The sequence below is a fragment of the Cedecea selenatireducens genome (assembly GCF_042138895.1).
Classification (GTDB): Bacteria; Pseudomonadota; Gammaproteobacteria; order Enterobacterales; family Enterobacteriaceae; genus Cedecea; species Cedecea selenatireducens.
Genome location: NZ_JBHIKW010000015.1, coordinates 69118 through 89875, shown reverse-complemented (window position 1 = coordinate 89875; position 20758 = coordinate 69118). Strand labels below are relative to the sequence as shown.

13 protein-coding genes and 1 pseudogene are annotated in these 20758 nt (G+C 54.5%); 8 read left to right on the top strand and 6 right to left on the bottom strand.

Annotated elements, in window-relative coordinates; all coding sequences use genetic code 11:
* Positions 1-20: 20 nt before the first annotated feature.
* Complete coding sequence (gene aroP, locus ACE38U_RS19825) at positions 21-1391, bottom strand: aromatic amino acid transporter AroP (protein WP_176981402.1); 1371 nt, start codon at positions 1389-1391, stop codon at positions 21-23.
* 538 nt (positions 1392-1929) lie between these two features.
* Here aroP and pdhR point away from each other — a divergent pair.
* The 6 genes from pdhR (at position 1930) to yacL (ending at position 12933) form a co-directional block, all read left to right on the top strand.
* Complete coding sequence (pdhR, locus tag ACE38U_RS19820) at positions 1930-2694, top strand: pyruvate dehydrogenase complex transcriptional repressor PdhR (RefSeq protein ID WP_038475525.1); 765 nt, start codon at positions 1930-1932, stop codon at positions 2692-2694.
* A 119-nt stretch (positions 2695-2813) separates the two neighbouring features.
* Positions 2814-5477, top strand: a complete 2664-nt coding sequence (gene aceE / locus ACE38U_RS19815) for a pyruvate dehydrogenase (acetyl-transferring), homodimeric type (RefSeq protein WP_038475522.1) — start codon at positions 2814-2816, stop codon at positions 5475-5477.
* A 14-nt stretch (positions 5478-5491) separates the two neighbouring features.
* On the top strand, positions 5492-7378 hold the full coding sequence (gene aceF, locus ACE38U_RS19810) for a pyruvate dehydrogenase complex dihydrolipoyllysine-residue acetyltransferase (protein WP_176981401.1): 1887 nt from the start codon (positions 5492-5494) through the stop codon (positions 7376-7378).
* 175 nt (positions 7379-7553) lie between these two features.
* Entirely contained in the window at positions 7554-8978 is a 1425-nt protein-coding gene (lpdA, locus tag ACE38U_RS19805; protein WP_038475517.1) for a dihydrolipoyl dehydrogenase, read from the top strand.
* Positions 8979-9760: 782 nt separating this feature from the next.
* Positions 9761-12358, top strand: coding sequence for a bifunctional aconitate hydratase 2/2-methylisocitrate dehydratase (gene acnB, locus ACE38U_RS19800; RefSeq protein WP_144244038.1), 2598 nt, complete (start codon positions 9761-9763; stop codon positions 12356-12358).
* 212 nt (positions 12359-12570) lie between these two features.
* Positions 12571-12933 carry a protein YacL gene (gene yacL, locus ACE38U_RS19795; protein ID WP_038475512.1) on the top strand — a complete coding sequence of 121 codons (363 nt, stop codon included), beginning with the start codon at positions 12571-12573 and terminating at the stop codon, positions 12931-12933.
* 40 nt (positions 12934-12973) lie between these two features.
* Here yacL and speD read toward each other — a convergent pair.
* From speD to ACE38U_RS19780, 3 genes and pseudogenes are all read right to left on the bottom strand, one after another.
* Positions 12974-13765: pseudogene (gene speD / locus ACE38U_RS19790) on the bottom strand (adenosylmethionine decarboxylase); the annotation flags it as partial.
* A 27-nt stretch (positions 13766-13792) separates the two neighbouring features.
* Positions 13793-14647 carry a polyamine aminopropyltransferase gene (speE, locus tag ACE38U_RS19785; protein WP_176981398.1) on the bottom strand — a complete coding sequence of 285 codons (855 nt, stop codon included), beginning with the start codon at positions 14645-14647 and terminating at the stop codon, positions 13793-13795.
* 107 nt (positions 14648-14754) lie between these two features.
* Complete coding sequence (locus tag ACE38U_RS19780; protein ID WP_038475505.1) at positions 14755-15102, bottom strand: YacC family pilotin-like protein; 348 nt, start codon at positions 15100-15102, stop codon at positions 14755-14757.
* A gap of 144 nt (positions 15103-15246) precedes the next feature.
* Between ACE38U_RS19780 and cueO the strand changes: the two genes are divergently transcribed.
* Positions 15247-16839 carry a multicopper oxidase CueO gene (gene cueO / locus ACE38U_RS19775; protein ID WP_375530398.1) on the top strand — a complete coding sequence of 531 codons (1593 nt, stop codon included), beginning with the start codon at positions 15247-15249 and terminating at the stop codon, positions 16837-16839.
* Positions 16840-16888: 49 nt separating this feature from the next.
* Here cueO and ACE38U_RS19770 read toward each other — a convergent pair whose 3' ends face one another.
* Entirely contained in the window at positions 16889-19294 is a 2406-nt protein-coding gene (locus tag ACE38U_RS19770; protein ID WP_052048988.1) for a glucose/quinate/shikimate family membrane-bound PQQ-dependent dehydrogenase, read from the bottom strand.
* 181 nt (positions 19295-19475) lie between these two features.
* On the opposite strand from ACE38U_RS19770, the gene hpt reads away from it, so the two are divergent.
* Positions 19476-20012, top strand: coding sequence for a hypoxanthine phosphoribosyltransferase (gene hpt, locus ACE38U_RS19765; RefSeq protein WP_008461837.1), 537 nt, complete (start codon positions 19476-19478; stop codon positions 20010-20012).
* Between the two features lie 61 nt (positions 20013-20073).
* Here hpt and can read toward each other — a convergent pair whose 3' ends face one another.
* Positions 20074-20754, bottom strand: a complete 681-nt coding sequence (can, locus tag ACE38U_RS19760; RefSeq protein ID WP_038475498.1) for a carbonate dehydratase — start codon at positions 20752-20754, stop codon at positions 20074-20076.
* Between the last annotated feature and the right edge of the window lie 4 nt (positions 20755-20758).

The window sequence follows — 20758 nt, the reverse complement described above, 5'->3', positions numbered from 1 at the left end:
TTTGCGTGGCGTTTTGTTTATCAGGCTTTAACCGCCTTCAGGTTCTTCTGCTTAAGGAAGTAACCCACGCCCAGAATCGCAATCCATACCGGAATCAGGTAAACCGAGATAGCCATGCCCGGCGTAATCAGCATGATGACCAGCACGGCAACCATGAACAGCAGGCAGACCCAGTTTCCTAAAGGATAGAACAGGGCAGGGAAGCGGGTTTTGACCCCTTGCTGCTGTTTTGCCCGGCGGAACTTCATGTGTGCCAGGCTGATCATTGCCCAGTTGATCACCAGAGCCGAGACCACCAGCGCCATCAGCAGGCCGAAGGCTGATTCAGGCGCCAGGTAGTTAATCAGCACGCAAAGTGCGGTGAAACCTGCGGAAACCAGAATCGTGTTCACCGGTACGCCGCGCTTATCGACGTTTTTCAGCATCTTCGGCGCGTTACCCTGCTGCGCCAGGCCGAACAGCATACGGCTGTTGCAGTAAACGCAGCTGTTGTAAACCGACAGCGCGGCGGTAAGCACCACGACATTCAGCGCGTTGGCAACGAAGGTATCGCCCAGCTCATGGAAGATCAGAACGAACGGGCTGGTGTCGGCGGTGACGCGAGTCCACGGCAGCAGAGACAGCAGAATCGCCAGCGAACCCACATAGAAAATCAGAATACGGTAGATAACCTGGTTGGTCGCTTTTGGAATGCTCACTTCAGGATTATCTGCTTCGGCGGCGGTAATACCGACCAGCTCAAGGCCGCCGAAGGAGAACATAATGATAGCCATCATCATGACCAGCCCGGTGATGCCGTGCGGCAGGAAACCACCCTGATCCCAGAGGTTGCTCACGGAAGCCTGCGGGCCGCCGTTGCCGCTAAACAGCAGCCAGCCGCCGAACAGAATCATGGCAATAACGGCCACCACTTTGATAATGGCGAACCAGAACTCCATCTCACCAAAGACTTTAACGTTGGTTAAATTGATGGCGTTGATAGCGACAAAGAACACTGCCGCCGTGGCCCAGGTAGGGATCTCCGGCCACCAGAACTGGATGTATTTGCCGACTGCCGTCAGCTCAGCCATGGCAACCAGGACGTACAGTACCCAGTAGTTCCAGCCTGAAGCGAAGCCCGCGAAACCGCCCCAATACTTATAAGCGAAATGGCTGAATGACCCGGCTACCGGCTCCTCAACGACCATTTCACCCAGCTGGCGCATAATTAAAAAAGCGATAAACCCGGCGATGGCATAGCCGAGAATAATTGCCGGACCTGCGGACTGGATGACGGATGCGCTGCCCAGAAACAGGCCCGTCCCGATAGCTCCACCCAGCGCGATAAGCTGAATATGGCGGTTTTTAAGGCCGCGTTTCAGCGTGTCGCCGTGCTGTTGACCTTCCATCATGTAACCTCGTAGTGGTTAATGTCTGCGCTACATTGACGCGGATGTAATTGTTGTATTCCGTAATGTGTAGTCTTTTTTTTACGGTTATCAATTATGAATTTTGCGGATAGGGCTACCGCATCGCAAAGAATAGTGTTAAGCGAGCGCCTTTGCACCTGCTTTCTGTCACTGCTCTGACGAGTTGGGTAAAAAGAAACCATTTGTAAAAAAGGGCGAGGGCAAAAGCCGATCTGTGGCTTCCTTTGGCATGCGTTTTCATTGCATGAATATGCCGCTTTTTTGCAGGCGTTATCGGTTGCGATTGAAAAATATATCGTTTCATAAACGTTAACATTGCCACTTAAGGAGTAAACGTGGCTTGTGCGACAGGTTACGGGTTTGAAAAGCCATACTCTTATTATTGTTAAAATGTGCCTGCTTTCATGATTTCAATCAAAACCAATATGGACAGAAGGTGAATACTTTGTTACTTTTAGCCTCACGAACGTGAAATTGGTCTTACCAATTGACTCCGAGCTCATGGCAGAGATAGGGAACGATGGCCTACAGCAAAATCCGCCAACCCAAATTATCCGATGTGATAGAGCAGCAGCTGGAGTTTCTCATCCTTGAGGGCACTCTGCGCCCGGGCGAAAAACTTCCACCTGAACGCGAACTGGCGAAACAATTCGATGTTTCCCGTCCTTCATTGCGCGAGGCCATTCAGCGTCTCGAAGCGAAGGGTTTGCTGCTTCGTCGCCAGGGCGGCGGTACTTTTGTTCAGAACAACCTTTGGCAGAGCCTGAGTGACCCGCTGGTTGAACTGCTCTCAGACCACCCCGAATCCCAGTTTGATCTGCTAGAAACCCGTCATGCCCTTGAGGGGATTGCGGCCTATTACGCGGCGCTTCGCGGTACGGAAGAAGACCTCTCGCGCATTGGTGATTGCCATGTCGCTATCCAGCAGGCTCAGGAGTCCGGTGATTTAGACGCCGAAGCCGATGCCGTCATGCAGTATCAAATTGCCGTAACCGAAGCCGCGCATAATGTTGTGCTTCTGCATTTATTGCGCTGCATGGAGCCGATGCTCGAACAAAACGTTCGCCAGAATTTTGAATTGCTCTACGCGCGCCGCGAGATGTTGGCGCAAGTGAGCAGCCATCGCGCCAGCATTTTTGCGGCGATTATGGCTCGCCAGCCGGAGCAGGCGCGAGAAGCGTCGCACCGTCACCTGGCGTTTATTGAGGAAATATTGCTGGATCGTAGCCGCGAGCAGAGTCGTCGTGAACGCTCTCTCCGTCTCCTTCAGCAACGTAAGGATTAAGCGCCAAACTTTAGCGCGCGGCAACTAAACACAGAACCTGTCTTATTGTGTTTTCTCGTGAAAATACAATGGGACAGGTTCCAGATAATCAACGTATTAGACAGATAAGGAATACCCCCATGTCAGAACGTTTCCCAAATGACGTGGATCCGATTGAAACTCGCGACTGGCTACAGGCGATCGAATCGGTTATCCGTGAAGAAGGTGTTGAGCGTGCACAGTATCTGATCGATCAGCTGCTGTCCGAAGCCAGCAAAGGCGGCGTGAAAGTCGCTGCTTCTGCAGGTGCTCGCAACTATGTGAACACCATTGCCGTTGAAGACGAACCGGAATATCCGGGCAATCTGGATCTGGAACGCCGTATCCGTTCTGCTATCCGCTGGAACGCCATTATGACCGTTCTGCGCGCATCCAAGAAAGACCTGGAGCTGGGCGGCCACATGGCTTCCTTCCAGTCTTCTGCCACCGTTTACGAAGTGTGCTTTAACCACTTCTTCCGTGCAGCCAACGAGAAAGACGGCGGCGATCTGGTGTACTTCCAGGGCCACATCTCTCCGGGCATCTATGCACGTGCCTTCCTTGAAGGGCGTCTGACCGAAGAGCAGATGAACAACTTCCGTCAGGAAGTTCACGGTAAAGGTCTGTCTTCTTACCCGCACCCTAAACTGATGCCAGAATTCTGGCAGTTCCCGACCGTTTCTATGGGGCTGGGCCCAATCGGTGCTATCTACCAGGCTAAATTCCTGAAATATCTGGAACACCGTGGCCTGAAAGACACCTCCGAGCAAACCGTTTACGCCTTCCTGGGCGACGGTGAAATGGATGAGCCAGAATCTAAAGGGGCGATCACTATCGCGACCCGTGAGAAGCTGGACAACCTGTGCTTCATCATCAACTGTAACCTGCAGCGTCTGGATGGTCCGGTCACCGGCAACGGTAAGATCATCAACGAACTGGAAGGCATCTTCAGCGGTGCTGGCTGGAACGTTATCAAAGTGATGTGGGGCGGTCGTTGGGATGAGCTGCTGCGTAAAGACACCAGCGGTAAACTGATCCAACTGATGAACGAAACCGTTGACGGCGACTACCAGACCTTCAAATCCAAAGACGGCGCCTACGTACGTGAGCACTTCTTCGGTAAATATCCTGAAACCGCCGCACTGGTTGCTGACTGGACTGATGAGCAGATCTGGGCGCTGAACCGTGGTGGTCACGATCCGAAGAAAGTGTACGCTGCACTGAAAAAAGCGCAGGACACCAAAGGTAAAGCGACCGTTATCCTGGCCCACACCATCAAAGGTTACGGCATGGGCGATACCGCAGAAGGTAAAAACATCGCTCACCAGGTGAAGAAAATGAACATGGACGGCGTGCGTTACATCCGCGACCGTTTCAACGTTCCAGTGTCCGATGAGCAGGTAGAAAACCTGTCTTACATCACCTTCCCTGAAGGCTCTGAAGAGCACAAGTACCTGCACGAACGTCGTCAGGCGCTGAAAGGCTACCTGCCTGCTCGTCAGCCAAACTTCTCTGAAAAACTGGAACTGCCAGCGCTGGAAGACTTCTCTCAGTTGCTGGAAGAGCAGAACAAAGAAATCTCCACCACCATCGCCTTCGTTCGTGCCCTGAACGTGATGCTGAAGAACCCGTCTATCAAAGACCGTCTGGTTCCAATCATCGCCGATGAGGCGCGTACCTTTGGTATGGAAGGTCTGTTCCGTCAGATTGGTATCTACAGCCCGAACGGTCAGCAGTACACCCCGCAGGACCGTGAGCAGGTTGCATACTATAAAGAAGACGAGAAAGGTCAGATTCTGCAGGAAGGGATCAACGAACTGGGTGCAGGCGCATCCTGGCTGGCTGCTGCGACCTCTTACAGCACCAACAACCTGCCGATGATTCCGTTCTACATCTACTACTCTATGTTCGGTTTCCAGCGTATCGGTGACCTGTGCTGGCAGGCTGGCGACCAACAGGCTCGCGGCTTCCTGGTAGGTGGTACTTCCGGTCGTACGACCCTGAACGGTGAAGGTCTGCAGCACGAAGATGGCCACAGCCACATTCAGTCTCTGACTATCCCTAACTGTATCTCTTACGACCCGTCTTACGCGTACGAAGTGGCCGTCATCATGCACGATGGTCTGACCCGTATGTACGGTGAAGCACAAGAGAACATTTACTACTACATCACCACCCTGAACGAAAACTACCACATGCCGGCTATGCCAGCAGGTGCCGAGGAAGGTATCCGTAAAGGTATCTACAAACTCGAAACCGTTGCAGGTAGCAAAGGTAAAGTTCAACTGCTGGGCTCCGGTTCTATCCTGCGTCACGTGCGTGAAGCAGCTCAGATCCTGGCGAACGACTACGGCGTGGGCTCCGACGTGTACAGCGTAACTTCCTTCACCGAACTGGCACGTGATGGCCAGGACTGTGAGCGCTGGAACATGCTGCACCCAATGGAAACTCCGCGCGTTCCTTACATCGCTCAGGTGATGAGCGACGCTCCAGCGGTAGCTTCTACTGACTATATGAAACTGTTCGCCGAGCAGGTTCGTACTTACGTACCAGCTGATGATTATCGCGTACTGGGTACCGACGGCTTCGGTCGTTCTGACAGCCGCGAAAACCTGCGTCACCACTTCGAAGTTGATGCTTCTTACGTGGTCGTAGCGGCCCTGGGCGAACTGGCTAAACGTGGCGAAATCGATAAGAAAGTAGTTGCAGACGCAATTACCAAATTCAACATCGATGCAGAAAAAGTTAACCCGCGTCTGGCGTAAGAGGTAAAGAGACAATGGCTATCGAAATCAAAGTACCAGACATCGGCGCTGATGAAGTTGAAATCACCGAGATCCTGGTCAAAGTTGGCGACAAAGTTGAAGCTGAACAGTCGCTGATCGTCGTAGAAGGCGACAAAGCCTCTATGGAAGTTCCGTCTCCACAGGCTGGCGTCGTAAAAGAGATCAAAGTCTCTGTCGGCGACAAAACCGAGACCGGCAAACTGATTATGATTTTCGATTCCGCCGAAGGTGCAGCAGCCGCTGCACCTGCTAAGGCAGAAGAGAAGAAAGAAGCCGCACCGGCCGCAGCACCTGCTGCCGCGAGCGCAAAAGACGTTAACGTGCCGGACATCGGCGGTGACGAAGTAGAAGTTACCGAGATCATGGTCAAAGTGGGCGACACCGTTGCCGCTGAACAGTCTCTGCTCACCGTAGAAGGCGACAAAGCCTCTATGGAAGTACCGGCTCCGTTCGCGGGCGTGGTTAAAGAGATCAAAATCAGCACCGGCGACAAAGTGTCTACCGGCTCTCTGATCATGGTCTTCGAAGTGGCGGGTGCTGCACCTGCGGCCGCTCCAGCACAGGCTGCTGCTCCCGCCGCCGCCGCTGCGCCTGCGGCTTCTGGCTCGAAAGAAGTTAACGTCCCGGACATCGGCGGTGACGAAGTTGAAGTCACTGAAGTGATGGTCAAAGTGGGCGATAAAGTTGCCGCTGAGCAGTCACTGATTACCGTTGAAGGCGACAAAGCTTCCATGGAAGTGCCTGCGCCATTCGCCGGTACCGTGAAAGAAATCAAAATCAGCACCGGCGACAAAGTGTCTACCGGCTCCCTGATCATGGTCTTCGAAGTGGAAGGCGCTGCGCCTGCTGCGGCCCCGGCTGCTGCACCAGCTCCAGCCGCTGCGGCACCAGCCCCGGCAGCAAAAGCCGCGGCGCCAGCTGCTAAAGCAGAAGGCAAATCTGAATTCGCTGAAAATGACGCGTACGTTCATGCGACTCCGCTGATCCGTCGTCTGGCTCGCGAGTTCGGCGTTAACCTGGCGAAAGTGAAAGGCACCGGCCGTAAAGGTCGTATCCTGCGCGAAGACGTTCAGGCTTACGTGAAAGACGCTGTTAAGCGCGCTGAAGCAGCTCCGGCTGCGACCGGCGGCGGTCTGCCGGGCATGCTGCCATGGCCGAAAGTAGACTTCAGCAAGTTCGGCGAAATCGAAGAAGTGGAAATGGGCCGCATCCAGAAAATCTCTGGTGCTAACCTGAGCCGTAACTGGGTGATGATCCCGCACGTTACCCACTTCGACAAAACCGATATCACCGATCTGGAAGCGTTCCGTAAGCAGCAGAACGACGAAGCCGCTAAGCGTAAGCTGGACGTGAAGTTCACCCCTGTGGTGTTCATCATGAAAGCCGTTGCGGCCGCGCTGGAGCAGATGCCTCGCTTCAACAGCTCCCTGTCCGAAGATGGCCAGAAGCTGACCCTGAAAAAATACATCAACATCGGTGTGGCGGTTGATACCCCGAATGGTCTGGTTGTTCCGGTCTTCAAAGACGTGAACAAGAAGAGCATCACCGAGCTGTCTCGCGAACTGATGGCTATCTCCAAAAAAGCTCGCGACGGCAAGCTGACCGCTGGCGAAATGCAGGGCGGCTGCTTCACCATTTCCAGCCTGGGTGGTATCGGGACAACTCACTTCGCGCCGATTGTTAACGCGCCAGAAGTGGCTATCCTGGGTGTCTCCAAGTCTGCAATGGAGCCGGTCTGGAACGGTAAAGAGTTCACGCCGCGTCTGATGATGCCAATGTCTCTTTCCTTCGACCACCGCGTAATCGACGGCGCTGATGGGGCTCGCTTTATCACCATCATCAACAATATGCTGTCTGATATTCGCCGCCTGGTGATGTAATTGAAAAGCCGGCCAATCGGCCGGCTTTTTTCTGATAATCTCATGCGGTTTGTGAGGTTATCGGCGAAAGCGACAATTCGTGAGCCGTTTGTTGTTTAAAAATTGTTAACAATTTTGTAAACTGCGGGCGGATAGAACGACCCGGTGGACGACGGGTATAAATTAAGAGGTCATGATGAGCACAGAAATCAAAACTCAGGTCGTAGTACTTGGGGCAGGCCCAGCAGGTTACTCCGCAGCATTCCGCGCCGCGGATTTAGGTCTGGAAACCGTCATCGTAGAGCGTTACAGCACCCTCGGCGGTGTTTGTCTGAACGTCGGCTGTATCCCTTCTAAAGCGCTGCTGCACGTTGCTAAAGTTATCGAAGAAGCCAAAGCACTGGCCGAGCACGGCATCGTTTTCGGTGAGCCGAAAACCGATATCGACAAAATTCGTACCTGGAAAGAAAAAGTTATCACTCAGCTGACCGGCGGCCTGGCGGGTATGGCCAAAGGCCGTAAAGTGAAAGTGGTAAACGGTCTGGGTAAATTCACCGGGGCTAACACCCTGGAAGTTGAAGGCGAAAACGGTAAAACCGTGATCAACTTCGACAACGCTATCATCGCGGCGGGTTCCCGTCCGATCGAGCTGCCGTTCATTCCTCATGAAGACTCACGCGTGTGGGACTCCACGGACGCGCTGGAGCTGAAATCCGTACCGAAACGCCTGCTGGTTATGGGCGGCGGTATCATCGGTCTGGAAATGGGCACCGTGTACCATGCGCTGGGTTCAGACATTGACGTGGTTGAAATGTTCGACCAGGTTATTCCGGCTGCAGACAAAGACATCGTTAAGGTCTTCACCAAACGCATCAGCAAGAAATTCAACCTGATGCTGGAAACCAAAGTGACCGCCGTTGAAGCGAAAGAAGACGGCATCTACGTTTCCATGGAAGGCAAAAAAGCCCCTGCTGAACCACAGCGTTACGACGCGGTTCTGGTCGCTATCGGCCGCGTGCCGAACGGTAAAAACCTTGATGCCGGCAAAGCCGGTGTTGAAGTGGACGACCGTGGCTTTATCCGCGTTGACAAGCAGCTGCGCACCAACGTTCCTCACATCTTTGCTATCGGCGATATCGTCGGTCAGCCAATGCTGGCGCACAAAGGTGTTCACGAAGGCCACGTTGCCGCAGAAGTTATCGCCGGGATGAAGCACTACTTCGACCCGAAAGTGATCCCATCTATCGCTTACACCGAGCCAGAAGTTGCATGGGTTGGTCTGACCGAGAAAGAAGCGAAAGAGAAAGGCATCAGCTACGAAACCGCCACCTTCCCGTGGGCAGCTTCTGGCCGTGCTATCGCTTCCGACTGCGCCGATGGCGTGACCAAGCTTATCTTCGACAAAGAGACTCACCGCGTTATCGGTGGGGCGATTGTCGGGACTAACGGCGGCGAGCTGCTGGGCGAAATCGGTCTGGCTATCGAGATGGGCTGTGACGCAGAAGATATTGCGCTCACCATCCACGCTCACCCGACGCTGCACGAATCCGTTGGCCTGGCGGCTGAAGTGTTCGAAGGCAGCATCACCGACCTGCCAAACGCGAAAGCGAAGAAAAAGTAACTTTTCGAGTTTGATAAAGCGGCCCTTCGGGGCCGTTTTTTTTGCCCGTAAAAGGCCGCCCTTGCGAGCGGCCAGTAGCTTAATTGCCCAGGTTCAAAACGAACTGAACGCTGATGTCTGAAATATTCCAGCCACCCTGGCTCAGCGAAAGCAGTGAACCTGACAACAGAAGCAGCGCGTACAGCAAACGCATTTCCATTGCGTGTATACCCTTTTGGGCTACGGCGATCCCTTCTTCACCGGGAAAGGCAGAATCAGGCAAGTGTACAGGACTTACCACGTAGAGCGGTTGAGCTGCTCCCGAACCCGATGACTGGCTGCTACACCAGCGAAGCAGGCCGTCGTCGAATGTAGGATAAAAGAGTGCGCTCAGATATGGATATTTTAAGTTTGCAGTGGCTTGCATCCTCTTTTAGATGTTTGTTCGCAAAATAAACAAGATGTCTTGCAACCACAAACTGATAAGGGCATTATCGTTCTCGTACTGGACTTGCCACAAAACATCTCCTGTCATCGTGTGCTACCACTTTGTCAGGGCAAACGAACCGCCGAAATGCGGTTTTTTTGTGCCTGAACGTCATATCAAAAAGTAATCTATTCCCCCTTAACGATTCAGCAATGTTTTAATGTTGCTTTTTTGTAAACAGATTAACACCCCCTGAAAATCCTGATATGCTGCCCGACGCGGTACCGGGCATTTACCCTACAAACTGCTGTCTCACAGGAGCGTGAAGAGAGAGATCCGGTGGCGCCAAATGACAATGAGAGCGAGGAGAACCGTCGTGCTAGAAGAATACCGTAAGCACGTAGCTGAACGTGCCGCAGAAGGGATTGTTCCAAAACCCTTAGATGCCACCCAAATGGCCGCACTGGTTGAGCTGCTGAAAACCCCACCCGCAGGTGAAGAAGCATTCCTGTTAGATCTGATTACTAACCGTGTACCGCCGGGCGTTGATGAAGCCGCCTACGTGAAAGCAGGTTTCCTTGCTGCCATTGCCAAAGGCGATGCCACTTCCCCGCTGATCTCCCCTGAAAAAGCCATTGAACTGCTGGGCACCATGCAGGGTGGCTACAACATTCATCCGCTGATTGACGCGCTGGATAACGAAAAGCTGGCGCCGATTGCCGCCAAAGCGCTGTCCCACACGCTCCTGATGTTCGATAACTTCTACGACGTAGAAGAGAAAGCCAAAGCGGGCAACACCTACGCTCAGCAGGTACTGAAGTCCTGGTCCGAAGCCGAGTGGTTCCTGTCTCGCCCTAAACTGGCCGAGAAAATCACCGTTACCGTCTTTAAGGTCACCGGCGAAACCAACACCGATGACCTGTCTCCTGCGCCGGACGCCTGGTCCCGCCCGGACATCCCGCTGCACGCCCTGGCGATGCTGAAAAATGCCCGCGAAGGCATCGAGCCGGATCAGGCTGGCGCTATTGGCCCGATCAAGCAGATCGAAGCGTTGCAGAAGAAAGGTTTCCCGCTGGCCTACGTGGGCGACGTTGTGGGCACCGGTTCTTCCCGTAAATCCGCCACCAACTCCGTGCTGTGGTTTATGGGCGACGACATCCCGAACGTGCCGAACAAGCGCGGCGGCGGCGTCGTGCTCGGCGGGAAAATTGCGCCAATCTTCTTTAACACCATGGAAGATGCCGGTGCACTGCCGATCGAAGTTGACGTAAATGACCTGAATATGGGCGATGTTATCGACATTTACCCGTACAAAGGCGAAGTGCGTAATCACGACACCGACGCGGTAATCGCCAACTTTGAACTGAAAACCGACGTGCTGCTGGACGAAGTCCGCGCCGGCGGCCGTATTCCGCTGATCATCGGCCGTGGCCTGACGACCAAAGCGCGTGAAGCGCTGAGCCTGCCGCACAGCGAAGTCTTCGTTCAGGCGAAAGACGTTGCTGCCAGCACCCGTGGTTACTCGCTGGCGCAGAAAATGGTTGGCCGCGCCTGTGGCGTAGATGGCGTGCGCCCTGGCGCTTACTGCGAGCCGAAGATGACTTCCGTAGGCTCCCAGGACACCACCGGCCCAATGACCCGTGATGAGCTGAAAGACCTGGCTTGCCTTGGCTTCTCCGCTGACCTGGTGATGCAGTCCTTCTGTCACACCGCCGCTTATCCGAAGCCGGTTGACGTGACGACTCACCACACTCTGCCTGATTTCATTATGAACCGTGGCGGCGTGTCTCTGCGTCCGGGCGATGGCGTCATTCACTCGTGGCTGAACCGCATGCTGCTGCCGGATACCGTTGGCACCGGCGGTGACTCCCACACCCGTTTCCCTATCGGGATTTCATTCCCGGCGGGTTCTGGCCTGGTGGCGTTTGCCGCCGCGACCGGCGTTATGCCTCTGGATATGCCGGAGTCCGTGCTGGTTCGCTTTAAAGGCAAAATGCAGCCGGGTATTACCCTGCGTGATTTGGTGCATGCTATTCCGCTGTACGCTATCAAGCAGGGCCTGCTGACCGTCGAGAAGAAAGGGAAGAAAAACATCTTCTCTGGCCGCATCCTGGAAATCGAAGGTCTGCCAACGCTTAAAGTTGAGCAGGCGTTTGAGCTGACCGATGCTTCCGCTGAGCGTTCCGCCGCAGGTTGTACCATTAAGCTGGATCGCGAGCCGATCGAAGAGTATCTGAACTCCAACATCGTGCTGTTGAAATGGATGATTGCCGAAGGTTACGGCGACCGTCGTACGCTTGAGCGTCGTATTCAGGGCATGGAAAAATGGCTGGCCGATCCACAGCTGATGGAAGCCGACGCTGACGCAGAATACGCGGCAGTGATCGACATCGATCTGAACGATATCAAAGAACCTATCCTCTGCGCGCCAAATGACCCGGACGATGCTCGTCTGCTGTCCGACGTTGCCGGTGAGAAGATTGATGAAGTGTTTATCGGTTCCTGCATGACCAACATCGGCCACTTCCGTGCTGCCGGTAAGCTGCTGGACAGCCACAAAGGTCAGCTGCCAACCCGCCTGTGGGTGGCTCCGCCAACCCGTATGGATGCGGCTCAACTGACCGAAGAAGGTTATTACAGCGTGTTCGGTAAGAGCGGGGCGCGTATCGAAATTCCAGGCTGCTCCCTGTGCATGGGTAACCAGGCTCGCGTGGCGGATGGGGCAACCGTGGTATCGACCTCGACCCGTAACTTCCCGAACCGTTTGGGCACCGGGGCGAACGTCTTCCTGGCGTCCGCAGAGCTGGCGGCAGTCGCTTCCCTGCTGGGTAAACTGCCAACCCCTGATGAATACCAGACCTTCATGGCTCAGGTTGATAAAACGGCGGTGGATACCTACCGCTACCTGAACTTTGACCAGCTTTCTCAGTACACCGAGAAGGCTGACGGCGTTATCTTCCAGACTGCGGTATAAACAGCAAAACCGTCTCTGAAGAGACGGTTTTTAGCGTTTGCATCCTCTCCTACGGGAGAGGGACGGGTGAGGGCATCAGACCGCAGGGTCCCGCTCTCACCTTTTTATTTCTCGGCCTTGTACTCGCCCCGCTGTTTTCCCCCAACTTTGCTGCGATAATTAAGCCTGTAAGCGTGGGTGAGGATTTCCCCCGCGATGTAGAGGAAACAGCGATGGACTATGAATTTCTGCGTGACATCACCGGCGTGGTGAAGGTGCGTATGTCGATGGGGCACGAGGTTGTCGGCCACTGGTTTAATGAAGAAGTGAAGGGCAATCTGGCGCTTCTGGATGAAGTCGAGCAGGCCGTGCTCTCGGTGAAAGGCAGCGAACGTCAGTGGCAGCGTGCCGGGCATGAATATACCCTGTGGCTGGACGAAGAAGAGGTGATCGTCCGTGCCAATCAGCTGGAAATCTCCGGCGATGAGATAGAAGAGGGGATGAGCTATTACGACGAAGAAAGCCTCTCTTTTTGCGGCGTAGAGGATTTTCTGCAGGTGGTTAACGCTTACCGGGAATTCCTGCAGCAGCGTTGAGTAACGTGGAGCCCTGGGCGCTCCACGTCATCAAGATTTTTACAGCCGGAATGTTGCGGCCGTAGTAGATTTCGCGCATCTCTTTCCACAGCAGATCGGCGATCGTTTTTCGTTCTTCGGCACTCAACTCCTCAGGTTTGACGTTAAACAGGTAGTGTTTGAGGTCAAACTCTTTCAGCAACATCTTGGTATGGAAGATGTTCTCCTGGTACACGTTGACGTCCACCATGTCGTACAGCGCCTTCATATCGTCGGACATAAAGTTCTGAATTGAGTTTATCTCGTGGTCGATGAAATGCTTCAGGCCGTTCACATCGCGGGTAAAGCCGCGTACGCGATAGTCGATGGTCACGATATCGCTTTCTAGCTGGTGAATCAGGTAATTGAGCGCGTTCAGCGGAGAAATCACCCCGCAGGTCGACACTTCTATATCGGCCCTGAAGGTGCACAGGCCGCCTTCAGGATGGCTTTCCGGATAGGTGTGAACGCAGATATGGCTTTTATCAAGATGGGCGACGATCGTGTCCGGCAGCGGGCCTGGATGTTCTGACTGATCGATACTCTGCGGGTCGACGGGCTCCTCACTCACCAGAATAGTGACGCTAGCACCCTGCGGCTCATAATCCTGACGGGCGATGTTCAGGATATTGGCGCCGATGATGGAGCAGGTTTCGCTGAGGATTTCCGTCAGGCGGTTAGCGTTATACAGCTCGTCGATATAGGCGATGTAGCCGTCACGCTCATCGGCGTTTTTGGCATAGCAGATATCGTAGATACAAAAACTCAGGCTTTTGGTCAGGTTGTTAAAGCCGTGCAGTTTCAGTTTTTTCAATTTTTTATCGTCTCCAGAGGGCGGCTGTCAGGACAGCGCGTCCAGCAAATACTGCGGAAGCGCAAACGCGGCCGTGTGGACTGCAGGGGTATAGTAGCGGCAGGAAATGCCGGCTTTATGAAAGCGTGCCTGAATGATTTCGCTCGATAAGTGACGAAGCGCCGGGTTATCGGTTGCCCATGCAAAGGTCATGATGCCGCCAAAATAGGTCGGTATAGCCGCCTGGTAAAAGCTGACGTCGCCAAAGTAGTGGCCCAGCTTGCGGTGGCTGTCGATGGCTTCATCCTGCTGCAGGAAGCAGACGCCGTTCTGGGCAACGAAGACTCCGCCAGGATTCAGGCAGCGCTTGCAGCCCTGATAAAAATCAGAGGTGAACAGGCTTTCTCCCGGCCCGATAGGATCGGTGCAGTCCGAGATAATAACATCGAAGGTCTGGGTGGTCTGGTTAACAAAGTTGACGCCGTCGTCGATAACCAGCGTAAAACGCGGGTCGTCATAGCTGCCGGCATTATGGTTCGGTAAATACTGGCGGCAGAAGGCCACAACGCCAGCATCGATCTCCACCATGGTTATCGTCTTCACGCCGCGATGTCGGCAAACCTCACGCAGCATTGCGCCGTCGCCGCCGCCGATAATCAGCACGTGCTCCGCCTGGCCGTGCGCCAGCAGCGGAACGTGGGTCATCATCTCATGGTAGATAAACTCATCGCGCTCGGTGGTTTGCACCACGCCGTCCAGCGCCATCACCCGGCCGAAAGCCGCATTTTCAAAGATGATCAGATCCTGGTGGTCGGTTTTTTCGTGGTAAAGGACGTTGTCGATGGCAAAGTACTGGCCAAACTTGTCATGTAGCGTTTCCTGCCACACGGTTGGGTGGGTCATCGGGGATGCCTCCTCTGTTAACACCGTTGTAAATCCGGCGTAACATGATAGCCAACATTGACCGTGGGTGCACGGTCAACATTTCAGCATCGGCGAGAGAGGGAAGGTTACTTGACGTAGGCCAGCAGGCTTAAGGAGTCCCTTGCCAGAGATTTGCATTTTGTTGCAGTGGGAATAGCGATACCGCTCAAATCTTTATAGCTGTCTTCACCCAGCGCTTTCATGTTCCAGCTATCGTAATTAGTGAGATCCCATTGATTTTGCTGGGCAAAAAACACCAGAGCGCGTCGGATCTGGCCGTTCGGGAGATTTTGGTAGCCACAATCATTTTTTAAGAACACAAACACCGCAGTCAGATCGGCCATATCCTCTGCTTCAGACTCGCTTAGCGCCAGGCTGCTGGTAGAAAAAGCCAGCAATACGCCCAGTAATAACGCCCTAACTCCCATCTTCATCACGTCTACCACTTTTTCTCAGATACGAAACGTTAACACAGTTAAAAGGGCGTCGACGATATTTATTATGAGCTTAAAACTTGACCTTACCGTTAGGGAAAGGTTTATGCTCGCCACCAAGTATGCCAACGAAAGGAACTGACTATGCATCGCCGTAATTTTTTGAAATATACCGCGGCACTCGGGGCTTTCAGCGCGCTGCCACTCTGGAGCCGTACCGTGCTGGCGGCCGATCGTCCGGCGTTGCCTGTCCCGCCTTTGCTTGCCCCTGATGCTAAAAATAGCATCAGTCTCAGCGTTAATGCAGGAAAGAGCGTTTTTGCCGGTAAAACGGCTACAACCTGGGGCTACAACGGTTCGCTGCTGGGCCCGGCGCTCAGGCTGACTCAGGGCGAAGCGGTCACGGTTGATATCCATAATAACCTGGCAGAAGAAACTACCGTGCACTGGCATGGGCTTGAAGTCGGCGGTGAGGTTGACGGCGGCCCACAGGGCGTTATCGCGGCGGGTGCAAAGCGGAGCGTGACTTTTACGCCGCAGCAGCGGGCGGCGACCTGCTGGTTCCACCCGCATCAGCATGGCAAAACCGGGCATCAGGTTGCCATGGGGCTTGGCGGGCTGGTGCTGATTGAGGATAACGAAAGCGCTCAGTTAATGCTGCCGAAGCAGTGGGGCATTGATGATATTCCGCTGATTATCCAGGACAAACGTTTCGGTAAGGGCGGCGAGATTGACTATCAGCTGGACGTCATGAGCGCGGCCGTAGGCTGGTTCGGCGATACGCTATTGTGCAACGGTGCCGTTTATCCGCAGCACTCCAACCCGCGCGGCTGGCTGCGTCTGCGCCTGCTTAACGGCTGCAATGCCCGCTCTCTGAATATTGCCGCCAGCGATAATCGTCCTCTCTATGTTATTGCCAGCGACGGCGGCCTGCTGGCCGAGCCGGTAAAAGTCACCGAGCTGGAATTGCTGATGGGCGAACGGTTTGAAGTGCTGGTGGATACCCGTGACGGCAAGCCATTTGATATCGTCACCCTGCCGGTGAAGCAAATGGGCATGACCGTGGCGCCATTTGATAAGCCGGCGCCGATTGTTCACATCCAGCCGCTGATCATCGCTGCCTCCGGTACGTTGCCTGACAAGCTGGTCAACGTGCCTGCGGTACCGTCGCTGGAGGGCGTGACCGAACGCTGGCTACAGCTGATGATGGACCCGATGCTCGACATGATGGGGATGCAGGCGCTGATGGATAAATACGGCATGCAGGCTATGGCCGGCATGTCGATGGACGGCCACGGTGGTATGGGCAATATGGATCATGGCAACATGAAAAATATGGACCACGGCAGTATGGGAAATATGAACCACGGTGGCATGAGCCACGGGTTTGATTTCCACAACGCGAACAAAATCAATGGTAAAGCCTTTGATATGGCTACTCCGGCGTTTGCTGCGCAAAAGGGGAAGTACGAGAAATGGACGATATCAGGGGAAGGCGACATGATGCTCCACCCGTTCCATATTCACGGTACCCAGTTCCGCATTCTGTCAGAGAACGGCAGGCCGGTGGCGGCACATCGTCAGGGCTGGAAAGACACGGTGAAGGTGGAAGGCGCGCGCAGTGAAGTGCTGGTGAAGTTCGAGCATGCCGCACCGAAGGAAGCGGCCTATATGGCGCACTGCCATCTTTTGGAGCATGAAGATACCGGGATGATGCTCGGTTTTACCGTCGCGTAAAAGCAAGAGCGGGTGGCCTGAGCCACCCGCAATGCGTTACAGCAATGAGTTACTTCGCGTCGTCCGGTAGAGCGTACGCCACGATATAATCACCCATCTTGGTGCCGAAGGAGCCATGGCCGCCTGCGGAAATCACCACGTACTGCTTACCGTTAACTTCATACGTCATCGGCGTAGCCTGCCCACCTGCCGGCAGACGCGCTTCCCACAGCTGTTTCCCGTCACGCATATCAAACGCGCGCAGGTAATTATCTGCGGTTGCGCCAATGAACATCACGTTACCAGCGGTGGAGATTGGGCCACCCAGCATCGGCATCCCCATGCGGAATTTCATTGGGATCCCGGTTGGGAACGGCATGCTGTCTTCCACGGTACCAATGCGTTTCTTCCACACGATCTCGTTGGTTTTCAGGTCAACGCCGGAGATGTAGCCCCAGGCTGGTTGTTTACACGGCAGGCCGAGCGGCGACAGGAACGGGTTCAGCGTGACGCCATACGGCACGCCGTACTGCGGCTGAACGCCGGATTCAGTGCCTGAACCTTTGGCGTCTTTTGGCGGCTCCATTGGGTTGCCAGGGCCACGTGGAATCAGCTTAGACACGAACGGCAGCGCCATCGGGTTGGTCATCGCGACCTGGTTATTCGGGTCAACGGAAATCCCGCCCCACTCGAACATGCCCAGGTTACCCGGGAAGACCAGCGTTCCTTTCTCTGAAGGCGGGGTAAAGATGCCTTCATAGCGCATGCTGTGGAACATCACTCGGCACACCAGCTGGTCAAACATGGTTGCGCCCCACATATCCGCGCCGCTCAGATCTTTCTTCGGACGGAAGGTCAGCTCGGAGAACGGCTGAGTAGGGGAAACATGGTCACCTTTAGCGGCGCCCTGCGGGACCGGTTGTTCCGGCGCAGGAACCACTAACTTACCGTCGCGACGATCCAGCACGAAGATATTGCCGGTTTTGGCCGGAGCGTAAACTACCGGAACCTTATTGCCGCTCTTGTCGGTGATGTCGGCAAGGGTTGGCTGGGCAGGCATGTCCATATCCCACAGGTCGTGGTGTACGGTCTGATAGGACCAGGCCAGCTTACCGGTGGTGGCATTCAGCGCCACAATGCTGCTGGCGTAACGCTCCTGCTCAGGCGTGCGGTTGCCGCCCCAGATGTCCGGCGTAGTCACGCCCATCGGCAGATAAACCAGATCCAGTTTTGCGTCATAAGCCGCCGGAGCCCACGAGTTCGGGGAGTTCAGCGTGTAATGATGCCCGTCATCCGGGATAGCGTTTGGATCTTTCGCGCCTGGGTCAAACGCCCACAGCAGTTTACCGGTGTTAACGTCAAAACCACGTATCACGCCGGAAGGTTCGCGAGTGGAAAAGTTATCGGTCACCGCCCCGGCAATCACAATCACCTTGTCGGTCACGATAGGCGGTGAAGTCGGCTCATACATCCCTGGCGTGGTCACCGGCTGATTGGTTTGCAGGTTCAGGATGCCTTTGTTCGCAAAGCTCTCACACAGCTTGCCGGTGTCGGCATTAAGAGCAAACAAGCGACCGTCGTTCACCGGCAGAATAATGCGGCGAGGACAGTCGGCCACAACGTCCGCAGAGGCGTTGTCTGCGGTGGCCTCGTGGTAAGAAACTCCCCGGCAGGTCACGTGCTGGAACGAAGGATCGGTATTTAACTGAGGGTCAAACTTCCACTTCTCTTTCCCGGTAGACGCATCCAGCGCGAACAGCTGCTGGTGCGCGGTACACAGGTAAAGCATGTCCCGAATTTTGATCGGGGTGACTTCGTTGGTGATTTCGCCCGGGTCGGTAGCACGCTTCACGTCGCCGGTCTGGAAGCGCCAGGCTTCCTTCAGCTGGCCCACGTTTTGGGTGGTGATCTGCTTGAGCGGAGAAAAACGCTGCCCTTCCTGATTGCGGCCATAAGCTGGCCAGTCGGCATCAGGAATGGAAGACCCGGCGGCAGCGGCGGTGTTATCCAACTGCAGCGTACCGTTGATCTCTTGCGGGTCGTTAAAGCCCGCCCAGACCAGCACAACGGCGGTAATCAACAGGGAAACCACCAGCGATGCCGCCGCGCCGCTTGCTGGAATTACCAGGCGGCGAGACACAAACGGCAGCAGAAGCCAGACGCCGAAGAACACCAGCACGTCGCAGCGTGGCGTCAGCGCCCAGAAGTCGAAGCCGACTTCCCAGACGCCCCAGGCCATAGTACACAGTAGCAGGGCTGCGTAGAGCCAAAGCGCAGAGGCTTTGCTTTTCCACAGCAGCCAGGCGACGCCGAGCATCACCAGGCCGGCGATCGGGTAATACCACGACCCGCCGATAGCCACTAACCATATCCCGCCAAAGAGTAAATAGAGCCCGCAAAGAACGGCAAAGAGGGCTGAGAGGGTCACAAATAGTTGCGATCCGGTTTTATTTGTATTCACAATTATCACACTCATAAAGGTTTGATAGCATTTAATTATAGTTATTAACAAGTGTGATGGTTGTCACATTTATGGCTTTTTTTTGAAGTGCGGATGTGAAGGCCATTTGCTGGTATACTCCTCGCCTCAATATTTTGTGTTGGCTGCAGGTTCACCAGCATTAAATGATTTGTTTTTAAATCATATGGTTAGAGATATGAAACATACTGTTGAAGTGATGATCCCGGAAGCGGAGATCAAAGCCCGTGTTGCTGAACTGGGTCGTCAAATCACCGAACACTATCGCGACAGCGGCAGTGACATGGTGCTGGTAGGTCTGCTGCGCGGTTCATTTATGTTCATGGCGGATCTGTGCCGTGAAGTGCAGGTATCCCACGAAGTCGATTTTATGACCGCCTCCAGCTACGGCAGCGGCATGTCCACCACTCGTGACGTGAAGATCCTCAAAGATCTGGATGAAGACATTCGCGGGAAAGACGTGCTGATCGTCGAAGACATTATCGACTCCGGCAATACCCTGAGCAAAGTGCGTGAAATCCTGAGCCTGCGCGAGCCAAAATCTCTGGCCATTTGTACGCTGCTGGACAAACCAACCCGCCGCGAAGTGAACGTTAACGTTGAATACGTTGGTTTCTCTATTCCGGACGAGTTCGTTGTGGGCTACGGCATCGACTACGCCCAGCGCTATCGCCACCTGCCGTTCGTCGGCAAAGTGGTTATGCTCGACGAGTAAAAGTCGCTAGCTAACAAAAAAGGGCCTTAAGGGCCCTTTTTGCTATCCACTTTTGCCGGGATTACTGCGAAGCTGCGCGATTCCGGTGGCTATGGTGGGTATTTTTCAGATTGGAAATCCCGCTGCGGTAACCCTGCTCAAGTGACTCACGGCTGGTGGCCGTCACTTCGAGGTCGCGCAGGCGTCCGTCGTGAATCCCATAGACCCAGCCGTGAACCGTGACCTTCTGGCCGCGTTTCCAGGCTGACTGCATGATGGTGGAATGGCCGATGTTGTACACCTGTTCCATGACGTTCAGTTCACAGAGCGTATCCATCCGCTGTTCCGGTGCCAGTTCCCCTAAGAGCGAACTATGCTTGAACCACAGGTCGCGAATGTGCAGCAGCCAGTTGTTAATTAAGCCCAGCTCCGGGTTCTCTACCGCAGCCTGCACGCCGCCGCATCCGTAGTGACCGCAAATAATAATGTGCTCAACTTCAAGCACGTCTACGGCGTACTGCACAACGGAAAGGCAGTTCAGGTCGGTATGAACAACCAGGTTTGCCACGTTGCGGTGAACGAAGAGTTCGCCTGGTTCCAGGCCGGTAAGGCGTTCAGCGGGAACGCGGCTGTCGGAGCAGCCAATCCAGAGAAAGCGGGGTTTTTGTGCCTGGGCAAGCCTTTCGAAGAAACCGGGGTCTTCCTCAACCAGCATTTTTGACCAAAGTTCATTATTGCTGATAAGGGAATCAATATCTTTCATGTGA